The organism is Pseudomonas arvensis, from assembly GCF_056688935.1.
Genome location: NZ_CP162038.1, coordinates 1158647 through 1181597 on the forward strand (window position 1 = coordinate 1158647; position 22951 = coordinate 1181597).

The following is a 22951-nucleotide window of genomic DNA, read 5'->3' on the forward strand; positions in this document are numbered from 1 at the left end:
CTGCTATCGGGGGCAAGCCCCTCCCACATGGGGTGTATTGCCAGCCTGGCACCGGGGAATTTCGGGCAAAAAAAAGAGACCCGAAGGTCTCTTTTTTCACACGGCTCAAGCCTTACAGGCTGGAAATCCGCGCATGTTGCTCCGCCAGCTTGCCCAAAGCCTGTTCCGCTTCAGCCAGTTTGGCGCGTTCTTTGTCGATCACTTCAGCCGGCGCCTTGTCGACGAACGCCGCGTTGGACAGCTTGCCGCCCACTCGCTGCACTTCGCCTTGCAGGCGCGCAATTTCCTTGTCGAGGCGGGCCAGTTCGGCGCCCTTGTCGATCAAGCCGGCCATTGGCACCAGCACTTCCATCTCGCCGACCAGTGCGGTGGCGGACAGCGGTGCTTCGGCGCCGTCAGCCAATACGGTGATCGACTCCAGCTTCGCCAGCTTCTTGAGCAGCGCGTCGTTCTCGCTGAGGCGACGCTGATCTTCGGCACTGGCGTTCTTCACGAACACGGCCAATGGCTTGCCCGGCCCGATGTTCATCTCGGCGCGGATGTTGCGTGTGCCAAGCATCAGTGTCTTGAGCCATTCGATATCGCTTTCGGCGGCTTCATCGATGCGTGCTTCGTTGGCCACCGGCCAAGGCTGCAGCATGATGGTCTTGCCTTCGATACCGGCCAGCGGCGCGAGGCGCTGCCAGATTTCTTCGGTGATGAACGGCATGAACGGATGCGCCAGGCGCAGGGCCACTTCCAGCACACGCACGAGGGTGCGACGGGTGCCGCGCTGGCGTTCGACCGGTGCGTTTTCGTCCCACAGCACGGGCTTGGACAGTTCCAGGTACCAGTCGCAATACTGGTTCCAGATGAACTCGTACAAGGCCTGGGCCGCCAGGTCGAAACGGAACTGGTCGAGCTGGCGGGTTACTTCGGCTTCGGTGCGTTGCAGCTGCGAGATGATCCAGCGGTCAGCCAGGCTCAGCTCGTAGGCTTCGCCGTTCTGGCCGCAGTCTTCGCCTTTATCCAGCACGTAGCGCGCGGCGTTCCAGATCTTGTTGCAGAAGTTGCGATAGCCTTCGACGCGGCCCATGTCGAACTTGATGTCACGACCGGTGGACGCCAGCGAGCAGAAGGTGAAACGCAGGGCGTCGGTGCCGTAGCTGGCGATACCGTCGGCGAACTCGTCGCGGGTCTGCTTCTCGATCTTCTTCGCCAGTTTCGGCTGCATCAGGCCCGAGGTGCGCTTTTGCACCAGGGTTTCCAGGTCGATGCCGTCGATGATGTCCAGTGGGTCCAGGACGTTGCCCTTGGACTTGGACATCTTCTGGCCCTGGCCATCACGTACCAGGCCATGCACGTAGACGGTCTTGAACGGAACCTGCGGCGTGCCGTCCTCGTTCTTCACCAAATGCATGGTCAGCATGATCATCCGGGCAACCCAGAAGAAAATGATGTCGAAACCGGTGACCAAGACGTCGGTGGAGTGGAATTTCTTGAGGAATTCGGTCTGCTGCGGCCAGCCCAGGGTGGAGAACGTCCACAGGCCCGAGCTGAACCAGGTGTCCAGAACATCGTTGTCCTGTTGCAGCGCTACGTCCGGGCCGAGGTTGTGCTTGGCACGCACTTCGGCTTCGTCGCGGCCTACATAGACCTTGCCCGACTCGTCGTACCAGGCCGGAATGCGGTGGCCCCACCACAGTTGACGGCTGATGCACCAATCCTGGATGTCACGCATCCACGAGAAGTACATGTTTTCGTACTGTTTGGGCACGAACTGGATACGGCCATCTTCCACGGCGGCGATGGCAGGTTCAGCCAGCGGCTTGGTGGACACGTACCACTGGTCGGTCAGCCACGGCTCGATCACGGTGCCGGAACGGTCGCCTTTCGGCACTTTCAGGCCGTGGTCGTCAACGCTCACCAGCAGGCCGGCCGCGTCGAACGCGGCCACGATCTGCTTGCGTGCTTCAAAACGGTCGAGGCCGGCGTATTCAGCCGGGATCTTGCCGTCGATGCTGTCGTTCAGCGTGCCATCCAGGTTGAACACCTGGCAGGCTGGCAGTACGGCGGCATTCTTGTCGAAGATGTTCAGCAGCGGCAGGTTGTGGCGCTTGCCGACTTCGTAGTCGTTGAAATCGTGGGCCGGGGTGATTTTCACGCAGCCGGTGCCGAATTCAGGGTCGCAGTAGTCGTCCGCGATGATCGGGATGCGACGGCCAACCAATGGCAGGTCAACGAACTTGCCGATCAGTGCCTGGTAGCGTTCGTCGTTCGGGTTAACCGCGACAGCTGCGTCGCCAAGCATGGTTTCCGGACGGGTGGTGGCGACGATCAGGTAGTCGTTGCCTTCAGCGGTCTTGGCGCCGTCGGCCAGCGGGTACTTGAGGTTCCACAGGAAGCCTTTTTCGTCGTGGTTTTCCACTTCGAGGTCGGAAATCGCCGTGTGCAACTTGGTGTCCCAGTTGACCAGGCGCTTGCCGCGGTAGATCAGGCCGTCTTCATGCAGGCGCACAAAGGCTTCTTTCACGGACTCGGACAGGCCGTCATCCATGGTGAAGCGCTCGCGGCTCCAGTCGACGGACGAACCCAGGCGACGGATCTGACGGCTGATATTGCCACCGGACTGGTCTTTCCATTCCCAGATTTTTTCCAGGAATTTCTCACGACCCAGGTCGTGGCGGCTCTGGCCGGTGGCTTCGAGTTGACGCTCGACCAGCATCTGGGTGGCGATACCCGCGTGGTCGGTGCCTGGTTGCCACAGGGTATTGCGGCCCTGCATGCGGCGGAAACGGATCAACGCATCCATGATCGCATTGTTGAAGCCATGGCCCATGTGCAGGCTGCCAGTGACGTTCGGTGGCGGAATCATGATGGTGTAGGACTCGCCCGCACCTTGCGGAGCGAAATAGTTCTCGGACTCCCAGGTGTTGTACCAGGAAGTTTCAATAGCGTGCGGCTGGTAGGTCTTATCCATGCGCGGCGGGACCCTAGTTGGCATTTATTCAGGAAAGCCGGCAAGTATAACGGGGGATAGGGCGCAGGGCGAGGCGAAGACGGGCTTGAGGTGTATGGGGGCAAATGTGGGAGGGGGCTTGCCCCCTCCCACATTGGATCTATGTGTGGCTTAGGACTGGTATTGGCTGAGCAACCGCTCCATGCGCGCATCCATCCGGCGCTTGATCTCGGTTTCGATGTGCGGAGCAAAGTCGTCGATCACGTCTTGCATGATCAATTGCGCGGCGGCGCGCAGTTCGTTGTCCAGGTGCAGCAGCAGGGCGTCAGGCGTTTTCTCGGCGGCGGCGGCCGCAACGGGTGCAGCGGCTACGACGGGCGGTTCGACCGGGGCCGGGGTGGGTTTGCCGCCCACCATGTCAAATAGCAATGGAATCTGTACCTCGCCGTCGACCGATTCGGTCAGCAGCGGCGGTTGCAAGCCATCATCACCCAGCAACTGACGGATCGACTCAAGGTCATCCAGCAGGTGGTCATCTTTTTTTACAGGGTTGGAAGTGTCCATCGTGTGCTCAAAGTCGTTGTAGCCGGTGATCTTGCAAAGGATAGCCCTGTTCGCGGTAGAAACGGAAACTCTCCCGCGCGGCCTGACGAATAGCCGGATCTTCCACCACCACTTCCGCCACACGGGCGAACGCCTTGGCGAAGGGCGGTACTTTAAGGTCCAGGTTGACCAGCAGGTCATGGTGATCGCCGCAGCTGTCGCCCAAACCCAGTACTACCAGGCCTTCGGGTTCGGATTCGGCAGGGCCATGGGGTACGAAGCTTTCACCCTTGAAGCGCCACAGGCGGGCGTCGAGTTCGTCGCGTTGGGCGCTATCGCTGCAATGCAGGTAGATGCGGTGGCCCATGCGCCAGGCTTTTTCGGTGAGTTTGCAGGCAAAGTCCAAGCGCGCGAGCGGGTCGGCGCTGGGCAATATATAGAAGTCGACTTGGGTCATTGCGGTTCCTGAGGCCGGGGCGGTGTGAGGGCCGCCCCGGCATCTTCAGTTTCAGGCCTTGGCGCGATCCAGCAGGTATTGGGTCAGCAGTGGTACCGGACGGCCAGTGGCGCCCTTGTCCTTGCCGCCGCTGGTCCACGCGGTGCCGGCGATGTCCAGGTGCGCCCAGTTGAAGTTCTTGGCAAAGCGCGACAGGAAGCAGGCCGCCGTGATCGTGCCGGCTTTCGGGCCGCCGATGTTGGCGATGTCGGCGAACGGGCTGTCCAGCTGTTCCTGGTACTCATCGAACAGCGGCAGTTGCCAGGCGCGGTCGTCGGCAGCCTTGCCGGCGCTGAGCAGTTGCTCGATCAATTCGTCGCTGTTGCCCAGCAGGCCCGATGTGTGGGAGCCCAGGGCAACAATGCACGCACCGGTCAGGGTGGCGATGTCGATCACGGCTTGCGGCTTGAAGCGCTCGGCGTAGGTCAGGGCGTCACACAGCACCAGGCGGCCTTCGGCGTCGGTGTTGAGGATCTCGACGGTCTGGCCGCTCATGGTGGTGACGATGTCACCTGGGCGTGCAGCGCCACCGCTCGGCATGTTCTCGGCGCAGGCCAGGATGCATACCAGGTTGATCGGCAGCTTGAGTTCCAGCACGGCACGCAGGGTGCCGAACACGCTCGCGGCGCCGCCCATGTCGTACTTCATTTCATCCATGCCGGCGCCCGGCTTGAGGCTGATGCCGCCGGTGTCGAACGTGATACCTTTGCCGACCAGGGCGTAAGGCTTCTCGGACTTCTTGCCGCCGTTGTACTGCATCACGATCAGGCGGGGTGGCTGGTCGCTGCCCTGGCCCACGGCATAGAACGAGCCCATGCCCAGTTCCTTGATCTTTTTCTCGTCCAGCACTTCGACTTTCAGGCCCTTGAACTCTTTGCCCAATGCCTTGGCCTGCTCGCCCAGGAAGGTTGGGTGGCAGATATTCGGCGGCAGGTTGCCCAGGTCGCGGGTAAACGACATACCGTTGGCAATTGCGGTGGCGTGGGTCACGGCGCGCTGGACTTCAGCCTGCGCGGCCTTGATGGTCAGCAGGGTGATTTTCTTCAGGGCGCGGGGTTCGGCTTTCTGACTCTTGAACTGGTCGAAGATATAGCCGCCGTCCACCAGGGTTTCGGCCAGCAGGCGGGTCTTGCCGTAGCTGTCGCGGCCTTTGACCACGATTTCGTCGAGGGCCAGTGTGGCGTCGCCACCCCCCAGGCCCTTGAGGGTGCCGAGGATGCTGCTGATGATCTTGCGGAAAGGGCGGTCGCCCAATTCGGCATCCTTGCCCACGCCGACCAGCAATACGCGGTCGGCCTTGAGGTTAGGCAGGCTCTGCAGCAGCAGGCTCTGGCCGACTTTGCCGGCCAGGTCGCCGCGCTTGAGCACTGCGCTGATGGCGCCGCCGCTGAGTTCGTCGAGTTGCTTGGCGGCCACGCCGAGCTTGCGGCCTTCGCCAATGGCGACCACGAGGGTGGCGGTTTTCAACGTTTCGGGGCTAACGCTTTTTACAACCAATTCCATTTTCGGGTCCCTTATAAAGGTCTGAGAGCCTGGCTTCTGTCTCCAGGCTTTAAAGCGTGGCAGTTACGTAAACCGCCAGCGACAAAGGCCGCAGTTTGAACCTCGCCGACGGAGCCTGACAACCCTTGGCGCATGCTTTGTAGGTGTGCGTGAGGTTGCGCAGTGACAGGCGCGGTCAATCACAGGATAATGCGCCATCTTTTTAGCCGGCCCTGTGTAAGGGGCTGACTCGGTATGCTGCTTGTTTGGCCGCCTTAGCCTGACAACCCTGGAGTGTCTGGTTTGATTGTCTTCCGTTATCTGTCCCGCGAAGTCCTGTTGACCCTGAGTGCCGTGAGTGCGGTCCTGCTGGTCATCATCATGAGTGGTCGTTTCGTCAAATACCTGGCCCAGGCTGCTTCCGGCGCCCTGGATCCAGGTTCGTTGTTCCTGATCATGGGCTTTCGCCTGCCAGGATTCCTGCAACTGATCCTGCCACTGGGCCTGTTCCTCGGGATACTGCTGGCCTACGGCCGCCTGTACCTCGAAAGCGAAATGACCGTGCTCTCGGCCACCGGCATGAGCCAGCAGCGCCTGCTCGGCATGACCATGATCCCGGCCGCGGGCGTCGCGTTGATCGTCGCCTGGCTGAGCCTGAGCCTGGCCCCCCAGGGCGCCATGCAGTTCCAGCTGGTGCTGAACAAGCAGGACGCGATGACCGAGTTCGACACCCTCGAACCGGGCCGCTTCCAGGCACTCAATGACGGCACGCGGGTCACCTACACCGAAACCATGACCGAAGACCGCGCCAACCTGGGCGGGGTATTCATCTCCGAGAAACGCCTGGGCCAGGACAAGAAAGACCGGGGTATCTCGGTGCTGGTCGCCGAGTCAGGTCGCCAGGACATACGGCCGGACGGCAGCCGCTACCTGATCCTGGAAAACGGCTATCGCTATGACGGCAGCCCTGGCCAGGCCGATTACCGGGCTATCAAGTACGACACCTACGGCGTGTTGCTCGCCCGTCCGGATGTCAGCGACGAGGTGACCGACCGCGACGCCATTCCTACGACGGAGCTGTTCGGTAGCCAGGAGCTGCGCTCCATCGCCGAGCTGCAATGGCGTATTTCCCTGCCTTTGCTGGTGTTTATCGTGACCCTGATGGCCGTGCCGTTGTCTCGCGTCAACCCGCGCCAGGGCCGCTTCCTCAAGCTGTTGCCGGCGATCCTGCTGTACATGGCTTACCTCACCATCCTGATTTCCGCCCGCGGCTCCCTGGAGAAAGGCAAGCTGTCGCCGACCCTGGGGTTGTGGTGGGTGCATGGGATCTTCCTGGTGATCGGCCTGGGCCTGCTGTACTGGGAGCCTATCCGTTTGAAAATGTTGAGCCGTCGTGGCCAGAAGGAGTTGGCTCGTGGCTAAGCTCGATCGCTATATAGGTAGCAGCGTCCTGATCGCCATCCTGGCGGTACTGGGCATCATCCTCGGGCTGGCCTCGTTGTTCGCCTTCATCGATGAAGTGGGCAACGTCAGCGACACCTACACCGTGTGGGATGTGCTGAGTTACGTGGCACTGACCGCGCCGCGTCGTCTCTACGACATGATGCCGATGGCCGCGCTGATCGGCTGCCTGATCGGCCTGGGCAGCCTGGCCAGCAACAGCGAACTGACGATCATGCGTGCCGCCGGGGTGTCCATCGGTCGTATCGTCTGGGCGGTGATGAAGCCCATGCTGCTGCTGATGCTGTGCAGCGTACTGATCGGTGAATACGTCGCACCGCCGGCTGAAACCACTGCCCAGGCCAATCGCGCCCTGGCCCAGGGTTCGGGCGATGCACAAAGCGCCAAGCATGGCCTGTGGCACCGCCAGGGTGATGAGTTCATCCACATCAACGCCGTGCAGCCGGGCGGCCTGTTGATCGGTGTGACGCGCTACACCTTCGATAAAGAACGCCACATGCTGTCGTCCAGCTTCGCCAAACGTGCACAGTACAGCGGCGAAAAATGGCAACTGACGGATATCACCACTACGCACTTTCGCAATGTCGGCCAAGGCACCAAGGCCAGCACCGAAGTGATCAATGTGCCAAGTGAAGAGTGGGACATTGCACTTAAACCGCAATTGCTCAATACCGTGGTGATGATTCCCGAAAGCCTGCCGATCTCCGGGTTGTGGAGTTACATCCACTACCTGAAGGAGCAAGGGCTGAACAACGGCCGCTACTGGCTGGCGTTTTGGGTCAAGGTGTTGCAGCCGGTGGTGACTGCCGCGCTGGTGTTGATGGCGATCTCGTTCATCTTCGGCCCATTGCGCTCCGTGACCCTGGGTCAGCGTGTATTTACCGGTGTGCTGGTGGGCTTTACCTTCCGGATTGCCCAGGATCTGCTCGGTCCGTCGAGCCTGGTGTTCGGTTTCTCGCCGCTGTTTGCGGTGCTGGTGCCCACCGCCATCTGCGCCCTGGCCGGGTTCTGGCTGCTGCGCCGAGCCGGTTGATACCGCGCTTATGCACAAAAAATGCCCCGCTCGAATGAGTGGGGCATTTTTGTTCTGGTCAGCAAAGATGACGTCTGGCTGAAGCTTCAGGTACAATTCCCGGCTATTTTTCAGCGGGCAATCTGCCTGCAGCCTTTTTGAGTGTTGATCCGTGAGTGATTTGAGTCATATCCGCAATTTCTCCATCATCGCCCACATTGACCATGGTAAGTCGACGCTGGCCGATCGATTCATCCAGATGTGCGGCGGCCTTGCCGAGCGTGAAATGGAAGCCCAGGTACTGGACTCCATGGACCTCGAACGCGAGCGCGGGATCACCATCAAGGCCCACAGCGTTACCCTGTACTACACCGCCAAAGACGGTATCAAGTACCAACTGAACTTCATCGACACCCCGGGCCACGTTGACTTTACCTACGAAGTCAGCCGCTCCCTGGCGGCCTGCGAAGGTGCGCTGCTGGTGGTGGACGCGGGCCAGGGCGTTGAAGCCCAGTCCGTGGCCAACTGCTACACCGCCATCGAGCAAGGCCTGGAAGTCATGCCGGTGCTGAACAAGATCGACCTGCCGCAGGCCGATCCGGACCGGGTAAAAGAAGAAATCGAAAAAATCATCGGCATTGACGCCACCGACGCCGTCGAGTGCAGCGCCAAGACCGGCCTGGGCGTCGACGAAGTGCTCGAACGCCTGGTCAAGACCATCCCCGCCCCCACCGGCAACTACGAAGATCCGCTGCAAGCGTTGATCATCGACTCCTGGTTCGACAACTACCTGGGGGTTGTCTCCCTGGTGCGCGTGCGCCACGGCCGTGTGAAGAAGGGCGACAAGATCCTGGTCAAGTCCACCGGCAAGATCCACCTGGTGGACAGCGTCGGTGTATTCAACCCGAAACACACCGCCACCACTGATCTGAAAGCCGGTGAAGTAGGCTTCATCATCGCCGGTATCAAGGACATTCACGGTGCACCGGTCGGTGACACCCTGACCTTGAGCTCCACCCCTGACGTTGACGTGCTGCCGGGCTTCAAACGCATCCAGCCGCAGGTTTACGCCGGTCTGTTCCCGGTCAGCTCCGATGACTTCGAAGACTTCCGCGAAGCCCTGCAGAAGCTGACCCTCAACGACTCGTCGTTGCAGTACACCCCGGAAAGCTCCGACGCCCTGGGCTTCGGCTTCCGTTGCGGCTTCCTCGGCATGCTGCACATGGAAATCATCCAGGAGCGCCTTGAGCGCGAATACGACCTGGACCTGATCACCACCGCGCCAACGGTTATTTTTGAGCTGTTGTTGAAAACCGGTGAAACGATTTACGTCGACAACCCGTCCAAGCTCCCAGACCTGTCTTCCATCGAAGACATGCGCGAGCCGATCGTGCGCGCCAATATCCTGGTGCCGCAGGAACACCTGGGCAACGTCATTACCCTGTGTATCGAAAAGCGTGGCGTGCAGCACGACATGTTGTTCCTCGGTACCCAGGTGCAAGTGACCTACGATTTGCCGATGAACGAAGTGGTCCTGGACTTCTTCGACCGTCTCAAATCCACCAGTCGCGGCTATGCTTCCCTGGATTACCATTTCGACCGGTACCAATCGGCGAATCTGGTGAAACTGGATGTGTTGATCAACGGCGACAAGGTCGATGCCCTGGCACTCATCGTGCACAAGGACAACGCGCACTACAAAGGTCGCCAACTGACCGAGAAGATGAAAGAACTGATTCCGCGCCAGATGTTCGACGTCGCGATCCAGGCCGCCATTGGCGGGCAGATCATTGCACGGACCTCTGTCAAGGCTCTCAGAAAGAACGTACTGGCCAAATGCTACGGCGGCGACGTAAGCCGTAAGCGCAAGCTGCTTGAGAAGCAAAAGGCCGGTAAAAAACGCATGAAGCAAGTGGGCAACGTGGAAATTCCACAAGAAGCCTTCCTTGCGGTGCTCAGGTTGGATAGTTAGGTCCTATGTCGCTAAATTTCCCGCTGTTGCTGGTCATCGCCGTTGCCGTTTGCGGTCTCCTGGCGTTGCTCGATCTGGTGTTCTTCGCCCCGCGTCGGCGGGCGGCTATCGCGTCCTATCAGGGCAGCGTCAGCCAGCCCGATGGCGTGGTGATCGAGAAACTGAACAAAGAGCCTTTGCTGGTTGAATACGGCAAGTCGTTCTTCCCGGTGTTGTTCATCGTGCTGGTGCTGCGTTCGTTCCTGGTGGAGCCGTTTCAGATCCCTTCGGGGTCGATGAAACCTACCCTGGACGTGGGCGACTTCATCCTGGTGAACAAGTTTTCCTACGGGATTCGCCTGCCGGTGATCGACAAGAAGGTCATCGAAGTCGGTGATCCGCAGCGCGGCGATGTGATGGTGTTCCGCTATCCGAGCGACCCGAACGTCAACTACATCAAGCGTGTGGTGGGCCTGCCGGGCGACGTGATTCGCTATACCAGCGACAAGCGTCTGTTGATCAATGGCGAGTCGGTGTCCGAGAAACTGCTCGGCTCCGAACCGAACAGCCTGGGCAGCGCCGAGCTGTACCAGGAAAAACTCGGTGCGGTAGAGCACGAAATCCGCAAGGAAATGAGCCGCTACCGCGCCATGCCTGACGGCGAGTGGAAAGTGCCGGCCGGGCACTATTTCATGATGGGCGACAACCGTGACAACTCCAATGACAGTCGCTACTGGGATGACCCGAGCATTCCCAAGGAGCTGCTGGGCATGGTTCCCGACCAGAATATCGTCGGCAAGGCCTTCGCGGTCTGGATGAGCTGGCCGGAACCCAAGCTCAGCCACCTGCCGAATTTCTCGCGGGTCGGGCTGATCAAGTAATACAAGCGGCGCTGTGAACACAGCGCCGACTGCTTTTCTGGGGCTTGGACAATTCCGGCTCCAGGCTGTAACCATCAGGATGTGAATTTGAACACTGCGTCAATCGTCGATGGCCGCCGGTGCCACCCACTAGATATGCAGCAACTAGGTATGGATAAACCGTGACCGTTTCGCTAAGTCGTTTAGAGCGCCAGCTCGGCTACACCTTCAAGGATCAGGAATTGATGATCCTTGCCCTCACACACCGCAGCTTTGCAGGGCGTAATAACGAGCGCCTGGAATTCCTCGGTGATGCCATTCTCAATTTCGCCGCCGGTGAGGCGCTGTTCGAACGCTTCCCCCAAGCGCGCGAAGGCCAGCTGTCGCGCTTGCGTGCGCGCCTGGTAAAAGGTGAGACCCTTGCCGTACTGGCCCGTGGTTTCGGCCTGGGTGAGTACCTGCGCCTGGGGTCCGGCGAATTGAAAAGCGGCGGCTTCCGTCGCGAGTCGATCCTGGCCGATGCCCTCGAAGCGTTGATCGGTGCGATCTACCTCGATGCAGGGATGGAAACGGCCAAGGAGCGCGTGGTCGCCTGGCTGGCTTCGGAGATTGAAAGCCTCACGCTGGTCGACACCAACAAAGATCCCAAGACCCGCCTGCAGGAATACCTGCAGTCCCGTGGTTGCGAACTGCCACGCTACGAAGTGGTGGATATCCAGGGTGAGCCCCATTGCCGCGTATTCTTCGTGGAATGTGAAATCACTTTACTGAATGAAAAAAGCCGAGGTCAGGGTGTGAGCCGTCGTATTGCCGAACAGGTAGCGGCCGCTGCAGCACTGATTGCCCTGGGCGTGGAGAATGGCCATGACTGATTCAACCGCAACACGCTGTGGCTATGTTGCCATCGTTGGCCGCCCGAACGTGGGCAAGTCCACGCTGCTCAACCACATCCTCGGCCAGAAGCTCGCGATCACCTCGCGCAAGCCACAGACCACTCGCCACAACATGCTGGGCATCAAGACCGAAGGCACCGTGCAAGCGGTTTACGTCGACACCCCAGGTATGCACAAAGGCGGCGAGAAAGCCCTGAACCGCTACATGAACAAGACCGCTTCGGCGGCGTTGAAAGACGTCGACGTGGTGATCTTCGTGGTCGACCGCACCAAGTGGACTGACGAAGACCAGATGGTCCTTGAGCGTGTGCAGTACGTCACCGGGCCATTGATCGTCGCGCTGAACAAGACCGACCGCATCGAAGACAAAGCCGAGTTGATGCCACACCTGACCTGGTTGCAGGAACAACTGCCGAACGCCCAGATCATGCCGATCTCGGCCCAGCACGGTCACAACCTCGAAGCCTTGGAGCGCGTTATCGCCGGCTACCTGCCGGAGAACGAGCACTTCTTTCCGGAAGACCAGATCACCGACCGCAGCAGCCGCTTCCTCGCCGCCGAACTGGTGCGCGAGAAAATCATGCGCCAGATGGGCGCCGAGCTGCCGTACCAGATCACCGTCGAAATCGAAGAGTTCAAGCAGCAGGGCAAGACCTTGCATATCCATGCGCTGATCCTCGTCGAACGTGACGGCCAGAAGAAAATCATCATTGGTGACAAGGGCGAGCGCATCAAGCGCATCGGCACCGAAGCGCGCAAGGACATGGAATTGCTGTTCGATTCCAAGATCATGCTCAACCTGTGGGTGAAGGTGAAAGGCGGCTGGTCCGATGACGAGCGTGCACTGCGCTCCCTGGGCTACGGCGACCTGTAAGGACTTGAAAGCACCACAGGGCTGAAAAATGTGGGAGGGGGCTTGCCCCCGATAGCGGTGGGTCAGTTAATAGATAAGTGACTGAACCACCGCCATCGGGGGCAAGCCCCCTCCCACATTAGGTTTGTATTGTTTTCAAGATAGAGAACCCATGTCCCAATCCCAACCCCCCAGCCAACTCGCCTATGTCCTGCACAGCCGCGCCTATCGCGAGACGAGCGCCCTGGTGGATTTCCTTACGCCTCAAGGCCGCCTGCGTGCAGTGTTGCGCAGCGCGCGGGGCAAGGCGGGGACATTGGCCCGGCCCTTTGTGGCCCTGGATGTGGAGTTTCGCGGCAAGGGTGAGCTGAAAAACGTCGGCCGCCTGGAAAGCGTCGGCACGTCGGCCTGGCTCAACGGCGATGCGTTGTTCAGCGGCCTCTACCTCAACGAACTGCTGATTCGTCTGCTGCCCGCCGAAGACCCGCACCCAGCGGTCTTCGATCACTACGCGGCCACGCTGTTGGCCCTGGCCGAAGGCCGTCCTCTGGAACCCCTGTTGCGTGCGTTCGAATGGCGCCTGCTGGATGACCTCGGCTACGGTTTCGACCTGCACAACGACCTGCACGGCGCGCCCATCGCCGCCGATGGCATGTACCGCCTGCAAGTCGACGCTGGCCTTGAGCGTGTCTACCTGCTGCAACCGGGCCTGTTCCAGGGCACTGAGCTGTTGGCCATGAGCGAAGCGGATTGGACGGCGCCGGGCGCCTTGTCCGCCGCCAAGCGCCTGATGCGCCAGGCCCTGGCCGTGCACCTGGGCGGACGGCCGCTGGTCAGCCGCGAGTTGTTTCGAAAGCCCTGACATCCCCGTGTATGCTGTGCACCGTTTCTTTCCCTATTCAGGAGCGCTTCCGTGACCACCAGCAATCGCATTCTTCTTGGCGTCAACATCGACCACGTCGCCACCCTGCGCCAGGCCCGGGGCACCCGCTACCCTGATCCGGTCAAGGCCGCGCTGGATGCCGAAGAAGCAGGCGCCGACGGCATCACCGTGCACCTGCGCGAAGACCGCCGCCACATCCAGGAACGCGATGTGTTGCTGCTCAAGGACGTGCTGCAAACCCGCATGAACTTCGAAATGGGCGTCACCGAAGAAATGATGCTGTTTGCCGAGCGCGTCCGTCCGGCGCACATCTGCCTGGTCCCGGAAACCCGCCAGGAGCTGACCACCGAAGGCGGCCTCGACGTGGCCGGCCAGGAAGCGCGGATCAAGGCCGCTGTGGAGCGCCTGTCGAAGATCGGCAGTGAAGTGTCGCTGTTCATCGACGCCGACGAGCGCCAGATCGAAGCGTCGCGTCGCGTCGGCGCGCCGGCCATCGAACTGCACACCGGCCGTTACGCCGATGCCACCACGCCGACTGAAGTGGCGGATGAACTGCAGCGCATCATCGACGGTGTGAACTGCGGCCTCAATGAAGGCCTGATCGTCAACGCCGGTCATGGCCTGCATTACCACAACGTGGAAGCTGTTGCCGCGATCAAGGGCATCAACGAGCTGAACATCGGTCATGCGCTGGTGGCTCACGCGCTGTTCGTCGGTTTCAAAGGCGCAGTGGCCGAGATGAAGGCCCTGATCCTGGCCGCTTCCAGGACCTGAGCGAGCACACTATAAGATTCAATGGAGATCAACATGTGGGAGGGGGCTTGCCCCCGATAGCAGTGTGTCAGTCAGCCTACTCTTATCTGATGCACCGTAATCGGGGGCAAGCCCCCTCCCACATTTTTGATCTTCATCGCAGTCCACAATTCAGCTGTGCGGCAATGCGAAGCCTTACTGTTTAGCCGATGCAGGTGTATCGTATCTGCCCTTTGCAGGCCGTGCGCCTGCGGCAGATACGTGAGGTTGTTGTGTCCCGATCCTTTTCCCGTCGACAAATCCTGGGTGGTCTTGCAGGCCTGGCCGTAGTGGGCGTCGGTGCCGGTGGCGCCTACCGCTACTGGCTGGGGAAAGTCGCCGAATCCGAAGCGGGTCACGATTACGAGCTGATTGCCGCACCGTTGGACGTGGAACTGGTGCCAGGCCACAAGACCCAAGCCTGGGCGTTCGGCCCCTCGGCACCGGGTACCGAGTTGCGTGTGCGCCAAGGCGAATGGCTGCGGGTGCGCTTTATCAACCACCTGCCGGTCGCCACCACCATTCACTGGCATGGCATCCGCCTGCCGCTGGAAATGGACGGCGTGCCCTACGTCTCGCAATTGCCGGTACTGCCCGGCGAGTACTTCGACTACAAATTCCGCGTGCCCGACGCCGGCAGCTACTGGTATCACCCCCATGTGAACAGCAGCGAAGAACTCGGCCGTGGCCTGGTCGGCCCGCTGATCATCGAAGAACGCGAACCCACCGGTTTCCAGCACGAACGCACCCTCAGCCTGAAAAGCTGGCACGTCGATGAAGAGGGCGCCTTTGTCGCCTTCAGCATCCCCCGTGAAGCGGCGCGTGGCGGTACGGCTGGGCGGCTGTCGACCATCAACGGTGTGTCCCAGGCAGTGATCGACTTGCCCGCCGGGCAGATAACTCGCGTGCGCCTGCTCAATCTCGACAACACCCTGACTTACCGCATCAACATTCCCGACGTCGAAGCGCAGATCTACGCGCTGGACGGCAACCCCATCGAACCGCGCCCGCTGGGCAAGGAATACTGGCTGGGCCCGGGCATGCGCATCTGCCTGGCGATCAAGGCACCGCCTGCGGGTGAAGAATTGTCGATCCGTAATGGACCGGTGCGCCTGGGCACCTTCCGCTCGGTAGCCAACACCGATGCGCCCACCGAATGGCCGCCCGCGCTGCCGGCGAACCCGGTCGCCGAGCCGGACCTGGCCAATGCGGAAAAACTCAACTTCAATTTCGAGTGGGTCGGCTCGGTGTCGGTCAACGTCGAAAACGGCAAGCCGCCCAGCCTGTGGCAGATCAACGGCCAAGCCTGGGACATCACCGACAAGACCTGCGCCGACCGCCCGATAGCCAAGCTGGAGAAGGGCAAAAGCTACATTTTCGAATTGAAGAACATGACCCAGTACCAGCACCCGATCCACCTGCACGGCATGAGCTTCAAGGTGATCGCCTCGAACCGCCACAAGGTGATCCCGTATTTCACCGACACCTACCTGCTGGGCAAGAACGAGCGCGCCCGCGTGGCATTGGTGGCGGATAACCCGGGGGTGTGGATGTTCCACTGCCACGTGATCGACCACATGGAAACCGGCCTGATGGCCGCCATCGAGGTGGCGTGATGCGCCAGATTCGCCCCACGGCGATCATCGACCGCAGCCGCGACCAGGACTTTATGCGCGAAGCCCTGGCCCTCGCCGCCCAAGGCGCGGCACTGGGCGAAGTGCCGGTGGGCGCGGTGCTGGTGCAGGACGGCGAAATCATCGGCCGAGGTTTCAACTGCCCCATCAGCGGCAACGACCCTAGCGCTCATGCCGAAATGGTCGCCATCCGCGACGCCGCCCAGGCCATCAGCAACTATCGGCTGGTGGGCAGCACGCTGTATGTGACGTTGGAACCGTGCAGCATGTGCGCGGGGTTGATCGTGCATTCGCGTATTGCGCGGGTGGTGTATGGCGCGCTGGAGCCCAAGGCGGGGATCGTGCAGAGCCAGGGGCAGTTTTTTACCCAGGGCTTTTTGAATCATCGGGTGTTGTTTGAAGGTGGTGTGCTGGCCGAGGAGTGCGGCACAGTCTTGAGCGAATTCTTCAAGGCCCGCCGAGCCAAGCCGCCAATCTAAAGAACACGGATGAGCAAATGTGGGAGGGGGCAAGCCCCCTCCCACATTTTGATCTCCACTTTTTCAGAGAGATTGGGGATTATTTCCTGGCGATGATCACCGCCCGCATCGGCGCCGGCAGTCCTTCAATCGTCTTGCTGTGATCCTCCGGATCGAGGAAGTCACTCAGCGACTGATACTTCATCCACTCCGTCCCCCGCTGTTCTTCGACCGTGGTCACGCTCACATCCACACAACGCACATCGCTGAATCCTGCGCGGCGTAGCCACAACATCAGTGCTGGCACCGACGGCAGGAACCACACGTTGCGCATCTGCGCGTAGCGATCTTCCGGCACCAGCACTTGCTGCTGATCGCCTTCCACCACCAAGGTCTCCAGGACCAGCTCGCCGCCCTTGACCAGGGTGTCCTTCAACGCCAGCAAATGCTCGATGGGCGAGCGGCGGTGATAGAACACGCCCATGGAAAACACCGTGTCGAAGCCTTCCAGGTTCGCCGGCAAATCCTCAAACGGGAATGGCAGGTGCCAGGCCTTGGGTTCGGACAGGTAGCGCTGTACCGCCTGGAACTGGCAGAAGAACAACCAGTTCGGGTCCACGCCAATTACGCTGTCGGCACCGGCACCGAGCATGCGCCACATGTAGTAACCGTTGCCGCAGCCCACATCGAGGATGCGTTTGCCCTTGAGGTCCAGGTGCGGCGCGACCCGCGACCACTTCCAGTCCGAACGCCATTCGGTGTCCACATGCACGCCGAACAGGTGAAAAGGCCCCTTGCGCCACGGGCACAGGCCTGACAATGCGGTGCGCATTTGCGCACGGGTTTCGTCGTCGCAGTCGGTGTCCAGCACCAGGTCGTTCAGCAAGTCGACGTTGCTGGGCATGATCTTCGGCAGCGCATCCAACGCACTCTGCCAGCGCTCCAGGTCGCCATGACCTTTTTCCATTTTGCTGTCGAGCTGCGCTTGCAGCCCTTGGGCCCATACGGCCAGGGGAGTACCGACCAAATGGCGGGCGAGGGGGGACAGATCAATCATGGCAGGGCAATCAACGAGGCAAAGTTAAGACACTGGAACCACGGCACGACTTTCGAGAACCCGGCCGCCAGCAGGCGCTCGCGGTGTTCTTCGAGGCTGTCGGGCTTCATGACGTTTTCGATGGCGCTGCGCTTCTGGGCGATTTCCAGTTCGCTGTAGCCGTTGGCGCGTTTGAACGCGACATGCAGATCGGTGAGCAGCGCATGTTCTTCAAGGTCATTGAAGCGCAGCTTTTCCGAGAGGATCAATGCACCGCCAGGCAGCAGCGACTGACGAATACGCGACAACAAGGCCAGGCGCTCGTCGGGCGCGATAAATTGCAGGGTGAAATTCAGCGCCACCACCGAGGCCGGTTGGAACTGCAACGCGAGGATGTCGCCGTCGATCACCTCGACCGGCAGCAGCTCCTGGAACATCGAGTCCTGGCCATTGAGGTATTCGCGGCAGCGCTCGACCATCGCGGCCGAGTTATCCACAGCGATCACACGGCAACCCTCGGTGCGCACATGGCGACGCAGGGCTTGGGTCACGGCACCCAGGGAAGAGCCCAGGTCATACAGCACGCTACCCGGTTGGGCAAATTGCGCGGCCAGCACGCCGAGGTTTTCGACGATAGTGGGGTAACCCGGCACCGAGCGCTTGATCATGTCCGGGAACACCCGCACCACATCCTCGTTAAAGGCGAAGTCCGGCACCTGGGGCAGGGGCTGGGCGAATAGGCGATCGGGTTCTTTGCTCACGGCTGTTCCGGCGACGATGGGGGAAAGGCCGGCATTTTAGCCAAGTTGGCCCTCGTGTGCGCGGGTTGTCTGATGGAATGCTGATGCGGTGATCCCCCACTGGCCAAGCCAATAAGTAGCGATCAACAAATACGGCGCCGCCTCGAATGCCACCACGAAGCGATTGATACCGATCAGTGCGTCGGAAAACACAAACGACACCGCGCCCGCCGCCGCCAACACTGCCGAGCGTTTCGGCACGTCGCTGCCCAATCGTGCCAGCGCACGCCAGAGCATGGCGCTGATCACCAAGGCGTAAACCACCACGGGTATCAGCAAGTCGCCGAGCCCATGGGAAATCAGGATGCTCAGCAGAATCGCGCCCACGCCCAGTGCGAGAGCCAATGGCAACAACGCCAAACGACGGCAATCGCTGAAGTAGGCTTTGAGGTACGCGAGGTGAGCAAACAGAAACGCGCCGAGACCAAAGATAAACAGGTCGCCCGGCCAGGCCAGCAACACATCGCCGACCAGGGAAAAAATCAGCCCCAGGCTGATCCAGCGTCGATAGTCGGTGGGCGGTGCGTCATGCAGCCAACCCAACAACGCCAATATCGGCAGCGGCTTGACCAGCAGACACAGCAACATCGCGTGGGTGCTCAAGCCGTAGATAAACGTGGCCGCGCCCATCAACGCAAGAATCAGCCAGGGCATATCAGTTCACCGTAATGGCGCAGTCGAAAGTCTCGGCCGGCTCGGCTTCCGGCTCCCAAGGTTGTTGGGAGGTCAGGCGCAAACGGCCCTGGCCGGCAGTAAACGCCTGGAAGCGCCAGGTGGATTGGCCGCCACCGCCGATCACACCGGACTCTGAGCTGCTGTATACCTCCGGGCTCAGCGCTCGCAGCACACCGCCGGCGGAATCCTGGATGGCCCAGCGGTAGCCGGTGGTGGGGTTACTGGGCAGGGTGAGGATCAGGTTTTGCCCGGTTTTAAGCTGGAGCGGGCAGGCGCTCTGGTTGTCCACGCTGACGTTTTGCTTGGGGGCACTGGCGCATCCGGCCAGCAGGGCAAGGCTCAAGGGGAGAAACAGGCGGGCAGCGGTCATGAAGGCTCCGTTAATACACGACGAAGGGGGAGCATAACCGAAGATGAGACAAGGTGTGACAGGAGGGAAATGACAGAAGTGAGTGTGGGCTTGCTTGTTGTGGTGAGCGGGCTTGCCGCGCTGGGCTGCGCAGCGGGCCCAAAACCGAACGCCACGTTTTGTCTGACAGAGCGCAGCGTTTTTCAGGGGCGGCTTCGCCACCCAGCGCGGGGCAAGCCCGCTCACCACAGAGGCCTTCACAGACGCTAGAAGTTTGTCAGAACAGCACCTTCGCCACATCCGCAAAGCGCTTGGCAAAGTGCACCGTCATGCCTTCCTTCAGATAGTCCGGCAGCTCTTCAAAACTACCGCGATTCGGCTCCGGCAGAATCAGCTCGTGAATCTTCTGGCGCCGCGCCGCGATCACCTTCTCGCGCACCCCGCCGATCGGCAGCACATGCCCGGTCAACGTCAGTTCGCCCGTCATGGCCACGCCTTTTTTCGGCGCTTGATTGCGCGCCAGGGATAACAGCGCACTGGCCATGGTCACCCCGGCACTCGGGCCGTCCTTCGGCGTAGCGCCTTCCGGTACGTGCAAGTGCACGAAGGCTTCGTCGAAGAACTTCGGGTCACCGCCAAACGACTTCAGGTTGGAGCTGATGTAGCTGTAGGCGATTTCGGCGGACTCTTTCATCACCTCACCCAACTGCCCGGTGAGCTTGAAGCCGCGATTGAGCGTGTGGATACGTGTCGCCTCGATTGGCAACGTCGCGCCGCCCATGCTGGTCCAGGCCAGGCCGGTGATCACACCGGTGCCGGACAGCACTTGTTCGTTGCGGAACACCGGCATGCCGAGGGAGCTTTCCAGGTCTTTGTTGCCGATCTTGATCACCGACTTCGGCTCATCCAGCAGCTTGACCACCGCCTTGCGCACCAGCTTGCCCAGTTGTTTCTCCAACTGGCGCACCCCGGCTTCACGGGCGTAACCGTCAATCAATGCGCGCAGGGCGCCGTCGCTGATGCTCAGGCTGTTTTTCGAGACCCCGGCTTTTTCCAGCTGTTTTGGCCACAGGTGGCGTTTGGCGATGGCGACTTTTTCTTCGGTGATGTAACCCGACAGGCGAATCACTTCCATACGGTCCAGCAACGGGCCGGGAATCGAGTCCAGGGTGTTGGCGGTGCACACGAACAGCACTTTGGACAGGTCCAGGCGCAGGTCCAGGTAGTGATCGAGGAATTCGACGTTCTGCTCCGGGTCGAGGGTTTCCAGCAGTGCCGAAGCCGGGTCGCCCTGGAAGCTCTGGCCCATCTTGTCGATCTCGTCGAGCATGATCACCGGGTTCATCACTTCCACATCCTTGAGCGCCTGCACCAGCTTGCCCGGCAGGGCGCCGATGTAGGTGCGGCGATGGCCCTTGATCTCGGCCTCGTCGCGCATGCCGCCGACGCTGAAACGATAGAACGGCCGGCCCAGGGACTCGGCGATGGATTTACCCACGCTGGTCTTGCCCACGCCCGGCGGGCCGACCAGCAGCACGATGGAACCGGCGACTTCACCTTTATAGGCGCCCACCGCGAGGAATTCGAGAATGCGGCTCTTGATGTCATCCAGGCCGGCATGGTGCTTGTCCAGCACCTTGCGCGCGTGTTTCAGGTCAAGTTTGTCCTCGCCATACACGCCCCATGGCACCGAGGTGGCCCAGTCCAGATAGTTGCGCGTCACGGCGTATTCCGGCGAGCCGGTTTCCAGGATCGACAGTTTGTTCAGTTCTTCATCGATGCGTTTTTTCGCCTGGGCCGGCAACACCTTGCCTTCCAGGCGCTGCTCGAACTGCTCCACGTCGGCGCTGCGGTCGTCCTTGGTGAGGCCCAGCTCTTGCTGGATAACCTTGAGCTGTTCCTTGAGGAAGAACTCGCGCTGGTGTTCGCCGATCTTGCGGTTCACCTCGGCGGAGAGTTCTTTTTGCAGGCGCGCCACTTCGACTTCCTTGCGCAGCATCGGCAAGACTTTTTCCATGCGCTTGAGCATCGGCACGCAGTCCAGCACTTCCTGCAGCTCATTACCTGTCGCCGAGGTGAGGGCGGCGGCGAAGTCGGTGAGGGGCGACGGGTCGTTGGGGCTGAAACGGTTGAGGTAGTTCTTCAGCTCTTCGCTGTACAGCGGGTTGAGCGGCAGCAGTTCCTTGATCGCATTGATCAGCGCCATGCCGTAGGCCTTGACCTCGTCGGTCGGCTCGGTGGGCTGGTGCGGGTATTCGACCTCTACCAGGTACGGTGGGCGGTGGTGCTTGAGCCAGGTCTTGATGCGCACGCGGGTCAGGCCCTGGGCAACGAATTGCAGCTTGCCGTTCTCGCGGCTGGCGTGGTGCACCTTCACCAGGGTGCCGTACAGCGGCAGCGCGGAGGTGTCGAAGTGACGTGGATCTTCCGGCGGCGTGTCCATGAAGAACAGGGCGAGCGAGTGGTGGTCGGATTTGCTCACCAGTTCCAGCGTCTCGGCCCACGGCTCTTCGTTGACGATCACCGGCAGCACTTGCGCCGGGAAGAAGGGCCGGTTGTGGATCGGGATGATATAGACCTTGTCCGGCAGGTTTTGCCCAGGCAGGGCCAGGCCGGTATTGGACGAAGGGGTTTCAGCGTTTTCTGGGTCGGCGTAATCGTTGAGGTCGTAATCAGGGAATTCTTGCTGGTCGCTCATGGGGCACCTGCATAAGGAAGTATGCAGGTTAGATGGGGCGGGCCAGCAGTGGTTTCAATGGTGGGAGTGAGATAGCAACATATTGCATAAATTATCTGCTGCCATGCGGTCGATGTGGGAGCATTCAGCTGATTTTGTGCAGGTAGGCGGGTAGGGGTTGCTCCGGCAATACCGATAACACCTTCAACCGCTGCAACATCCGCTGGCGTGCCCGTTGCAAATGTTCGCGCAGGTTCAACGCCGCCGCATCAAACGCGCCATGCAGCAACAGCTCCAGAATCAAGCGATGTTCAGCCAACATCGCCGGATCAGCGCCGATCCCCAGCAAACGGTAGAAAATCCGGCTGATGATCATCGGGCTCTGGCCCTGGCGAATCAGTGCGGCGATCTTGCGGTTCTGCATCCCGGCCAGGCAGCGCTGGTGCAAGTCTTCCTCGATCTGTTCGATGGCTTCCAGGCTGCACTCGGCGCTGTCCTGGGCATCCAGTACCCGCCGCAACATCGCTTCAAGCATCTCGCGGTCGAGGTCCGGTGCGCTCTGGCGCAGGGCCTCGGGCTCCAGGCAGGCGCGCAGTTCGTAATCTTCGGTGACTTCCCGTGCGGTCAAGGGCCCGGCCAGCCATTGGGAATAAGGCTCTTTTTCCACCAGGCCCCGGTCGCGCAGGCGCATCAACGCTTCACGTACCACTGCGCGGCTGACCCCATAGTGGTCGGCGGCGGCTTGTTCATCCAGGCGGTAATGGCCGAACGCAATGCAAGTGGACAGCGCCGCGCCGATCTCCTCGACGATGCGCTCACCCAAGGGCCGGGTGTCCACCAGTTCAGCCTCGCCGTTCAGGCCCAGATGCGCATGGCTCAGCGGCAGCCGCAGCGGCTCCATGGCCAGCCCTTCGGGGTTGATCAGATAACCTCGGCCGGCGAAACGGCAGATCAAGCCTTCGGCATGCAGCAGGTCCAGGGCCTTGCGCACCGGCACGCGGCTGGTGCCGAACAATTCGGCCAACGGCGCTTCCAGTAAAACCAGGCCATGCCGAGCGGTGCCGTTGACGATCGCGTCGCGCAACACTTGGTGAATCATCGCGTAACGGGAGGCCGAGGCGGACACTGCTTTCATTACGTTCCCTGGGGCTTGTAGGA

The 22951-nt window shown here is 60.9% G+C and carries 20 protein-coding genes; 10 read left to right on the forward strand and 10 right to left on the reverse strand.

Features of this window, described 5'->3' with window-relative positions:
- Positions 1-112: 112 nt before the first annotated feature.
- The 4 genes from AB3G88_RS05260 to AB3G88_RS05275 form a co-directional block, all read right to left on the reverse strand.
- Positions 113-2959 carry a valine--tRNA ligase gene (locus AB3G88_RS05260; protein WP_112193621.1) on the reverse strand — a complete coding sequence of 949 codons (2847 nt, stop codon included), beginning with the start codon at positions 2957-2959 and terminating at the stop codon, positions 113-115.
- A 150-nt stretch (positions 2960-3109) separates the two neighbouring features.
- Positions 3110-3502, reverse strand: coding sequence for a DNA polymerase III subunit chi (locus tag AB3G88_RS05265; RefSeq protein WP_480453438.1), 393 nt, complete (start codon positions 3500-3502; stop codon positions 3110-3112).
- 7 nt (positions 3503-3509) lie between these two features.
- On the reverse strand, positions 3510-3938 hold the full coding sequence (locus AB3G88_RS05270; RefSeq protein ID WP_099585001.1) for a DNA polymerase III subunit chi: 429 nt from the start codon (positions 3936-3938) through the stop codon (positions 3510-3512).
- Positions 3939-3989: 51 nt separating this feature from the next.
- Positions 3990-5480: a leucyl aminopeptidase gene (locus AB3G88_RS05275; RefSeq protein WP_112193625.1), complete on the reverse strand. Its 1491-nt coding sequence runs from the start codon at positions 5478-5480 to the stop codon at positions 3990-3992.
- A 282-nt stretch (positions 5481-5762) separates the two neighbouring features.
- Between AB3G88_RS05275 and lptF the strand changes: the two genes are divergently transcribed.
- The 10 genes from lptF (at position 5763) to tadA (ending at position 16277) form a co-directional block, all read left to right on the forward strand.
- A complete protein-coding gene (gene lptF, locus AB3G88_RS05280) occupies positions 5763-6881 on the forward strand; it encodes an LPS export ABC transporter permease LptF (RefSeq protein WP_191947204.1) in 1119 nt (372 codons plus the stop codon).
- Positions 6874-7953, forward strand: a complete 1080-nt coding sequence (gene lptG / locus AB3G88_RS05285; protein ID WP_099585004.1) for an LPS export ABC transporter permease LptG — start codon at positions 6874-6876, stop codon at positions 7951-7953. The genes lptF and lptG overlap by 8 nt, the downstream gene beginning before the upstream one ends.
- Before the next feature lie 151 nt (positions 7954-8104).
- The gene (lepA, locus tag AB3G88_RS05290; RefSeq protein ID WP_032859966.1) at positions 8105-9904 is read left to right on the forward strand and encodes a translation elongation factor 4; all 1800 of its coding nucleotides are present in this window, start codon (positions 8105-8107) and stop codon (positions 9902-9904) included.
- Positions 9905-9909: 5 nt separating this feature from the next.
- Positions 9910-10764, forward strand: coding sequence for a signal peptidase I (lepB, locus tag AB3G88_RS05295; RefSeq protein ID WP_099585005.1), 855 nt, complete (start codon positions 9910-9912; stop codon positions 10762-10764).
- Positions 10765-10925: 161 nt separating this feature from the next.
- Positions 10926-11615 carry a ribonuclease III gene (rnc, locus tag AB3G88_RS05300; RefSeq protein ID WP_032886446.1) on the forward strand — a complete coding sequence of 230 codons (690 nt, stop codon included), beginning with the start codon at positions 10926-10928 and terminating at the stop codon, positions 11613-11615.
- Positions 11608-12510 carry a GTPase Era gene (gene era / locus AB3G88_RS05305; protein WP_043204836.1) on the forward strand — a complete coding sequence of 301 codons (903 nt, stop codon included), beginning with the start codon at positions 11608-11610 and terminating at the stop codon, positions 12508-12510. The genes rnc and era overlap by 8 nt, the downstream gene beginning before the upstream one ends.
- A gap of 151 nt (positions 12511-12661) precedes the next feature.
- Complete coding sequence (gene recO, locus AB3G88_RS05310; protein ID WP_158878100.1) at positions 12662-13351, forward strand: DNA repair protein RecO; 690 nt, start codon at positions 12662-12664, stop codon at positions 13349-13351.
- Positions 13352-13402: 51 nt separating this feature from the next.
- Complete coding sequence (pdxJ, locus tag AB3G88_RS05315) at positions 13403-14146, forward strand: pyridoxine 5'-phosphate synthase (protein ID WP_400526893.1); 744 nt, start codon at positions 13403-13405, stop codon at positions 14144-14146.
- A gap of 251 nt (positions 14147-14397) precedes the next feature.
- Complete coding sequence (locus AB3G88_RS05320) at positions 14398-15780, forward strand: multicopper oxidase family protein (protein ID WP_480453439.1); 1383 nt, start codon at positions 14398-14400, stop codon at positions 15778-15780.
- Entirely contained in the window at positions 15780-16277 is a 498-nt protein-coding gene (gene tadA / locus AB3G88_RS05325) for a tRNA adenosine(34) deaminase TadA (RefSeq protein ID WP_480453440.1), read from the forward strand. The genes AB3G88_RS05320 and tadA overlap by 1 nt, the downstream gene beginning before the upstream one ends.
- 79 nt (positions 16278-16356) lie before the next feature.
- On the opposite strand, the gene cmoB is transcribed toward tadA, so the two are convergent.
- The 6 genes from cmoB to AB3G88_RS05355 all read right to left on the reverse strand — a co-directional run bounded on the left by cmoB (position 16357) and on the right by AB3G88_RS05355 (position 22928).
- Positions 16357-17313: a tRNA 5-methoxyuridine(34)/uridine 5-oxyacetic acid(34) synthase CmoB gene (cmoB, locus tag AB3G88_RS05330; RefSeq protein WP_480453441.1), complete on the reverse strand. Its 957-nt coding sequence runs from the start codon at positions 17311-17313 to the stop codon at positions 16357-16359.
- The gene (gene cmoA, locus AB3G88_RS05335; RefSeq protein ID WP_099585010.1) at positions 17310-18053 is read right to left on the reverse strand and encodes a carboxy-S-adenosyl-L-methionine synthase CmoA; all 744 of its coding nucleotides are present in this window, start codon (positions 18051-18053) and stop codon (positions 17310-17312) included. Before cmoA ends, cmoB begins: the two co-directional genes overlap by 4 nt.
- A 36-nt stretch (positions 18054-18089) precedes the next feature.
- The gene (locus AB3G88_RS05340; RefSeq protein WP_112193628.1) at positions 18090-18746 is read right to left on the reverse strand and encodes a lysoplasmalogenase; all 657 of its coding nucleotides are present in this window, start codon (positions 18744-18746) and stop codon (positions 18090-18092) included.
- Between the two features lies 1 nt (position 18747).
- Positions 18748-19137 carry a protease inhibitor I42 family protein gene (locus AB3G88_RS05345; protein ID WP_099585012.1) on the reverse strand — a complete coding sequence of 130 codons (390 nt, stop codon included), beginning with the start codon at positions 19135-19137 and terminating at the stop codon, positions 18748-18750.
- 256 nt (positions 19138-19393) lie between these two features.
- Entirely contained in the window at positions 19394-21814 is a 2421-nt protein-coding gene (gene lon, locus AB3G88_RS05350; RefSeq protein WP_099585013.1) for an endopeptidase La, read from the reverse strand.
- Positions 21815-21938: 124 nt separating this feature from the next.
- Entirely contained in the window at positions 21939-22928 is a 990-nt protein-coding gene (locus tag AB3G88_RS05355; protein WP_099585014.1) for a GntR family transcriptional regulator, read from the reverse strand.
- Between the last annotated feature and the right edge of the window lie 23 nt (positions 22929-22951).

Bases quoted from the DNA above. Each gene is read 5' to 3' on its own strand.
- AB3G88_RS05270 (WP_099585001.1), bottom strand. From the start codon at position 3,938: ATGACCCAAGTCGACTTCTATATATTGCCCAGCGCCGACCCGCTCGCG.
- AB3G88_RS05355 (WP_099585014.1), bottom strand. From the start codon at position 22,928: ATGAAAGCAGTGTCCGCCTCGGCCTCCCGTTACGCGATGATTCACCAA.
- AB3G88_RS05340 (WP_112193628.1), bottom strand. From the start codon at position 18,746: ATGCCCTGGCTGATTCTTGCGTTGATGGGCGCGGCCACGTTTATCTAC.
- era (WP_043204836.1), top strand. From the start codon at position 11,608: ATGACTGATTCAACCGCAACACGCTGTGGCTATGTTGCCATCGTTGGC.
- cmoB (WP_480453441.1), bottom strand. From the start codon at position 17,313: ATGATTGATCTGTCCCCCCTCGCCCGCCATTTGGTCGGTACTCCCCTG.
- lon (WP_099585013.1), bottom strand. From the start codon at position 21,814: ATGAGCGACCAGCAAGAATTCCCTGATTACGACCTCAACGATTACGCC.
- AB3G88_RS05260 (WP_112193621.1), bottom strand. From the start codon at position 2,959: ATGGATAAGACCTACCAGCCGCACGCTATTGAAACTTCCTGGTACAAC.
- AB3G88_RS05265 (WP_480453438.1), bottom strand. From the start codon at position 3,502: ATGGACACTTCCAACCCTGTAAAAAAAGATGACCACCTGCTGGATGAC.
- AB3G88_RS05275 (WP_112193625.1), bottom strand. From the start codon at position 5,480: ATGGAATTGGTTGTAAAAAGCGTTAGCCCCGAAACGTTGAAAACCGCC.
- AB3G88_RS05345 (WP_099585012.1), bottom strand. From the start codon at position 19,137: ATGACCGCTGCCCGCCTGTTTCTCCCCTTGAGCCTTGCCCTGCTGGCC.
- lepB (WP_099585005.1), top strand. From the start codon at position 9,910: ATGTCGCTAAATTTCCCGCTGTTGCTGGTCATCGCCGTTGCCGTTTGC.
- tadA (WP_480453440.1), top strand. From the start codon at position 15,780: ATGCGCCAGATTCGCCCCACGGCGATCATCGACCGCAGCCGCGACCAG.
- recO (WP_158878100.1), top strand. From the start codon at position 12,662: ATGTCCCAATCCCAACCCCCCAGCCAACTCGCCTATGTCCTGCACAGC.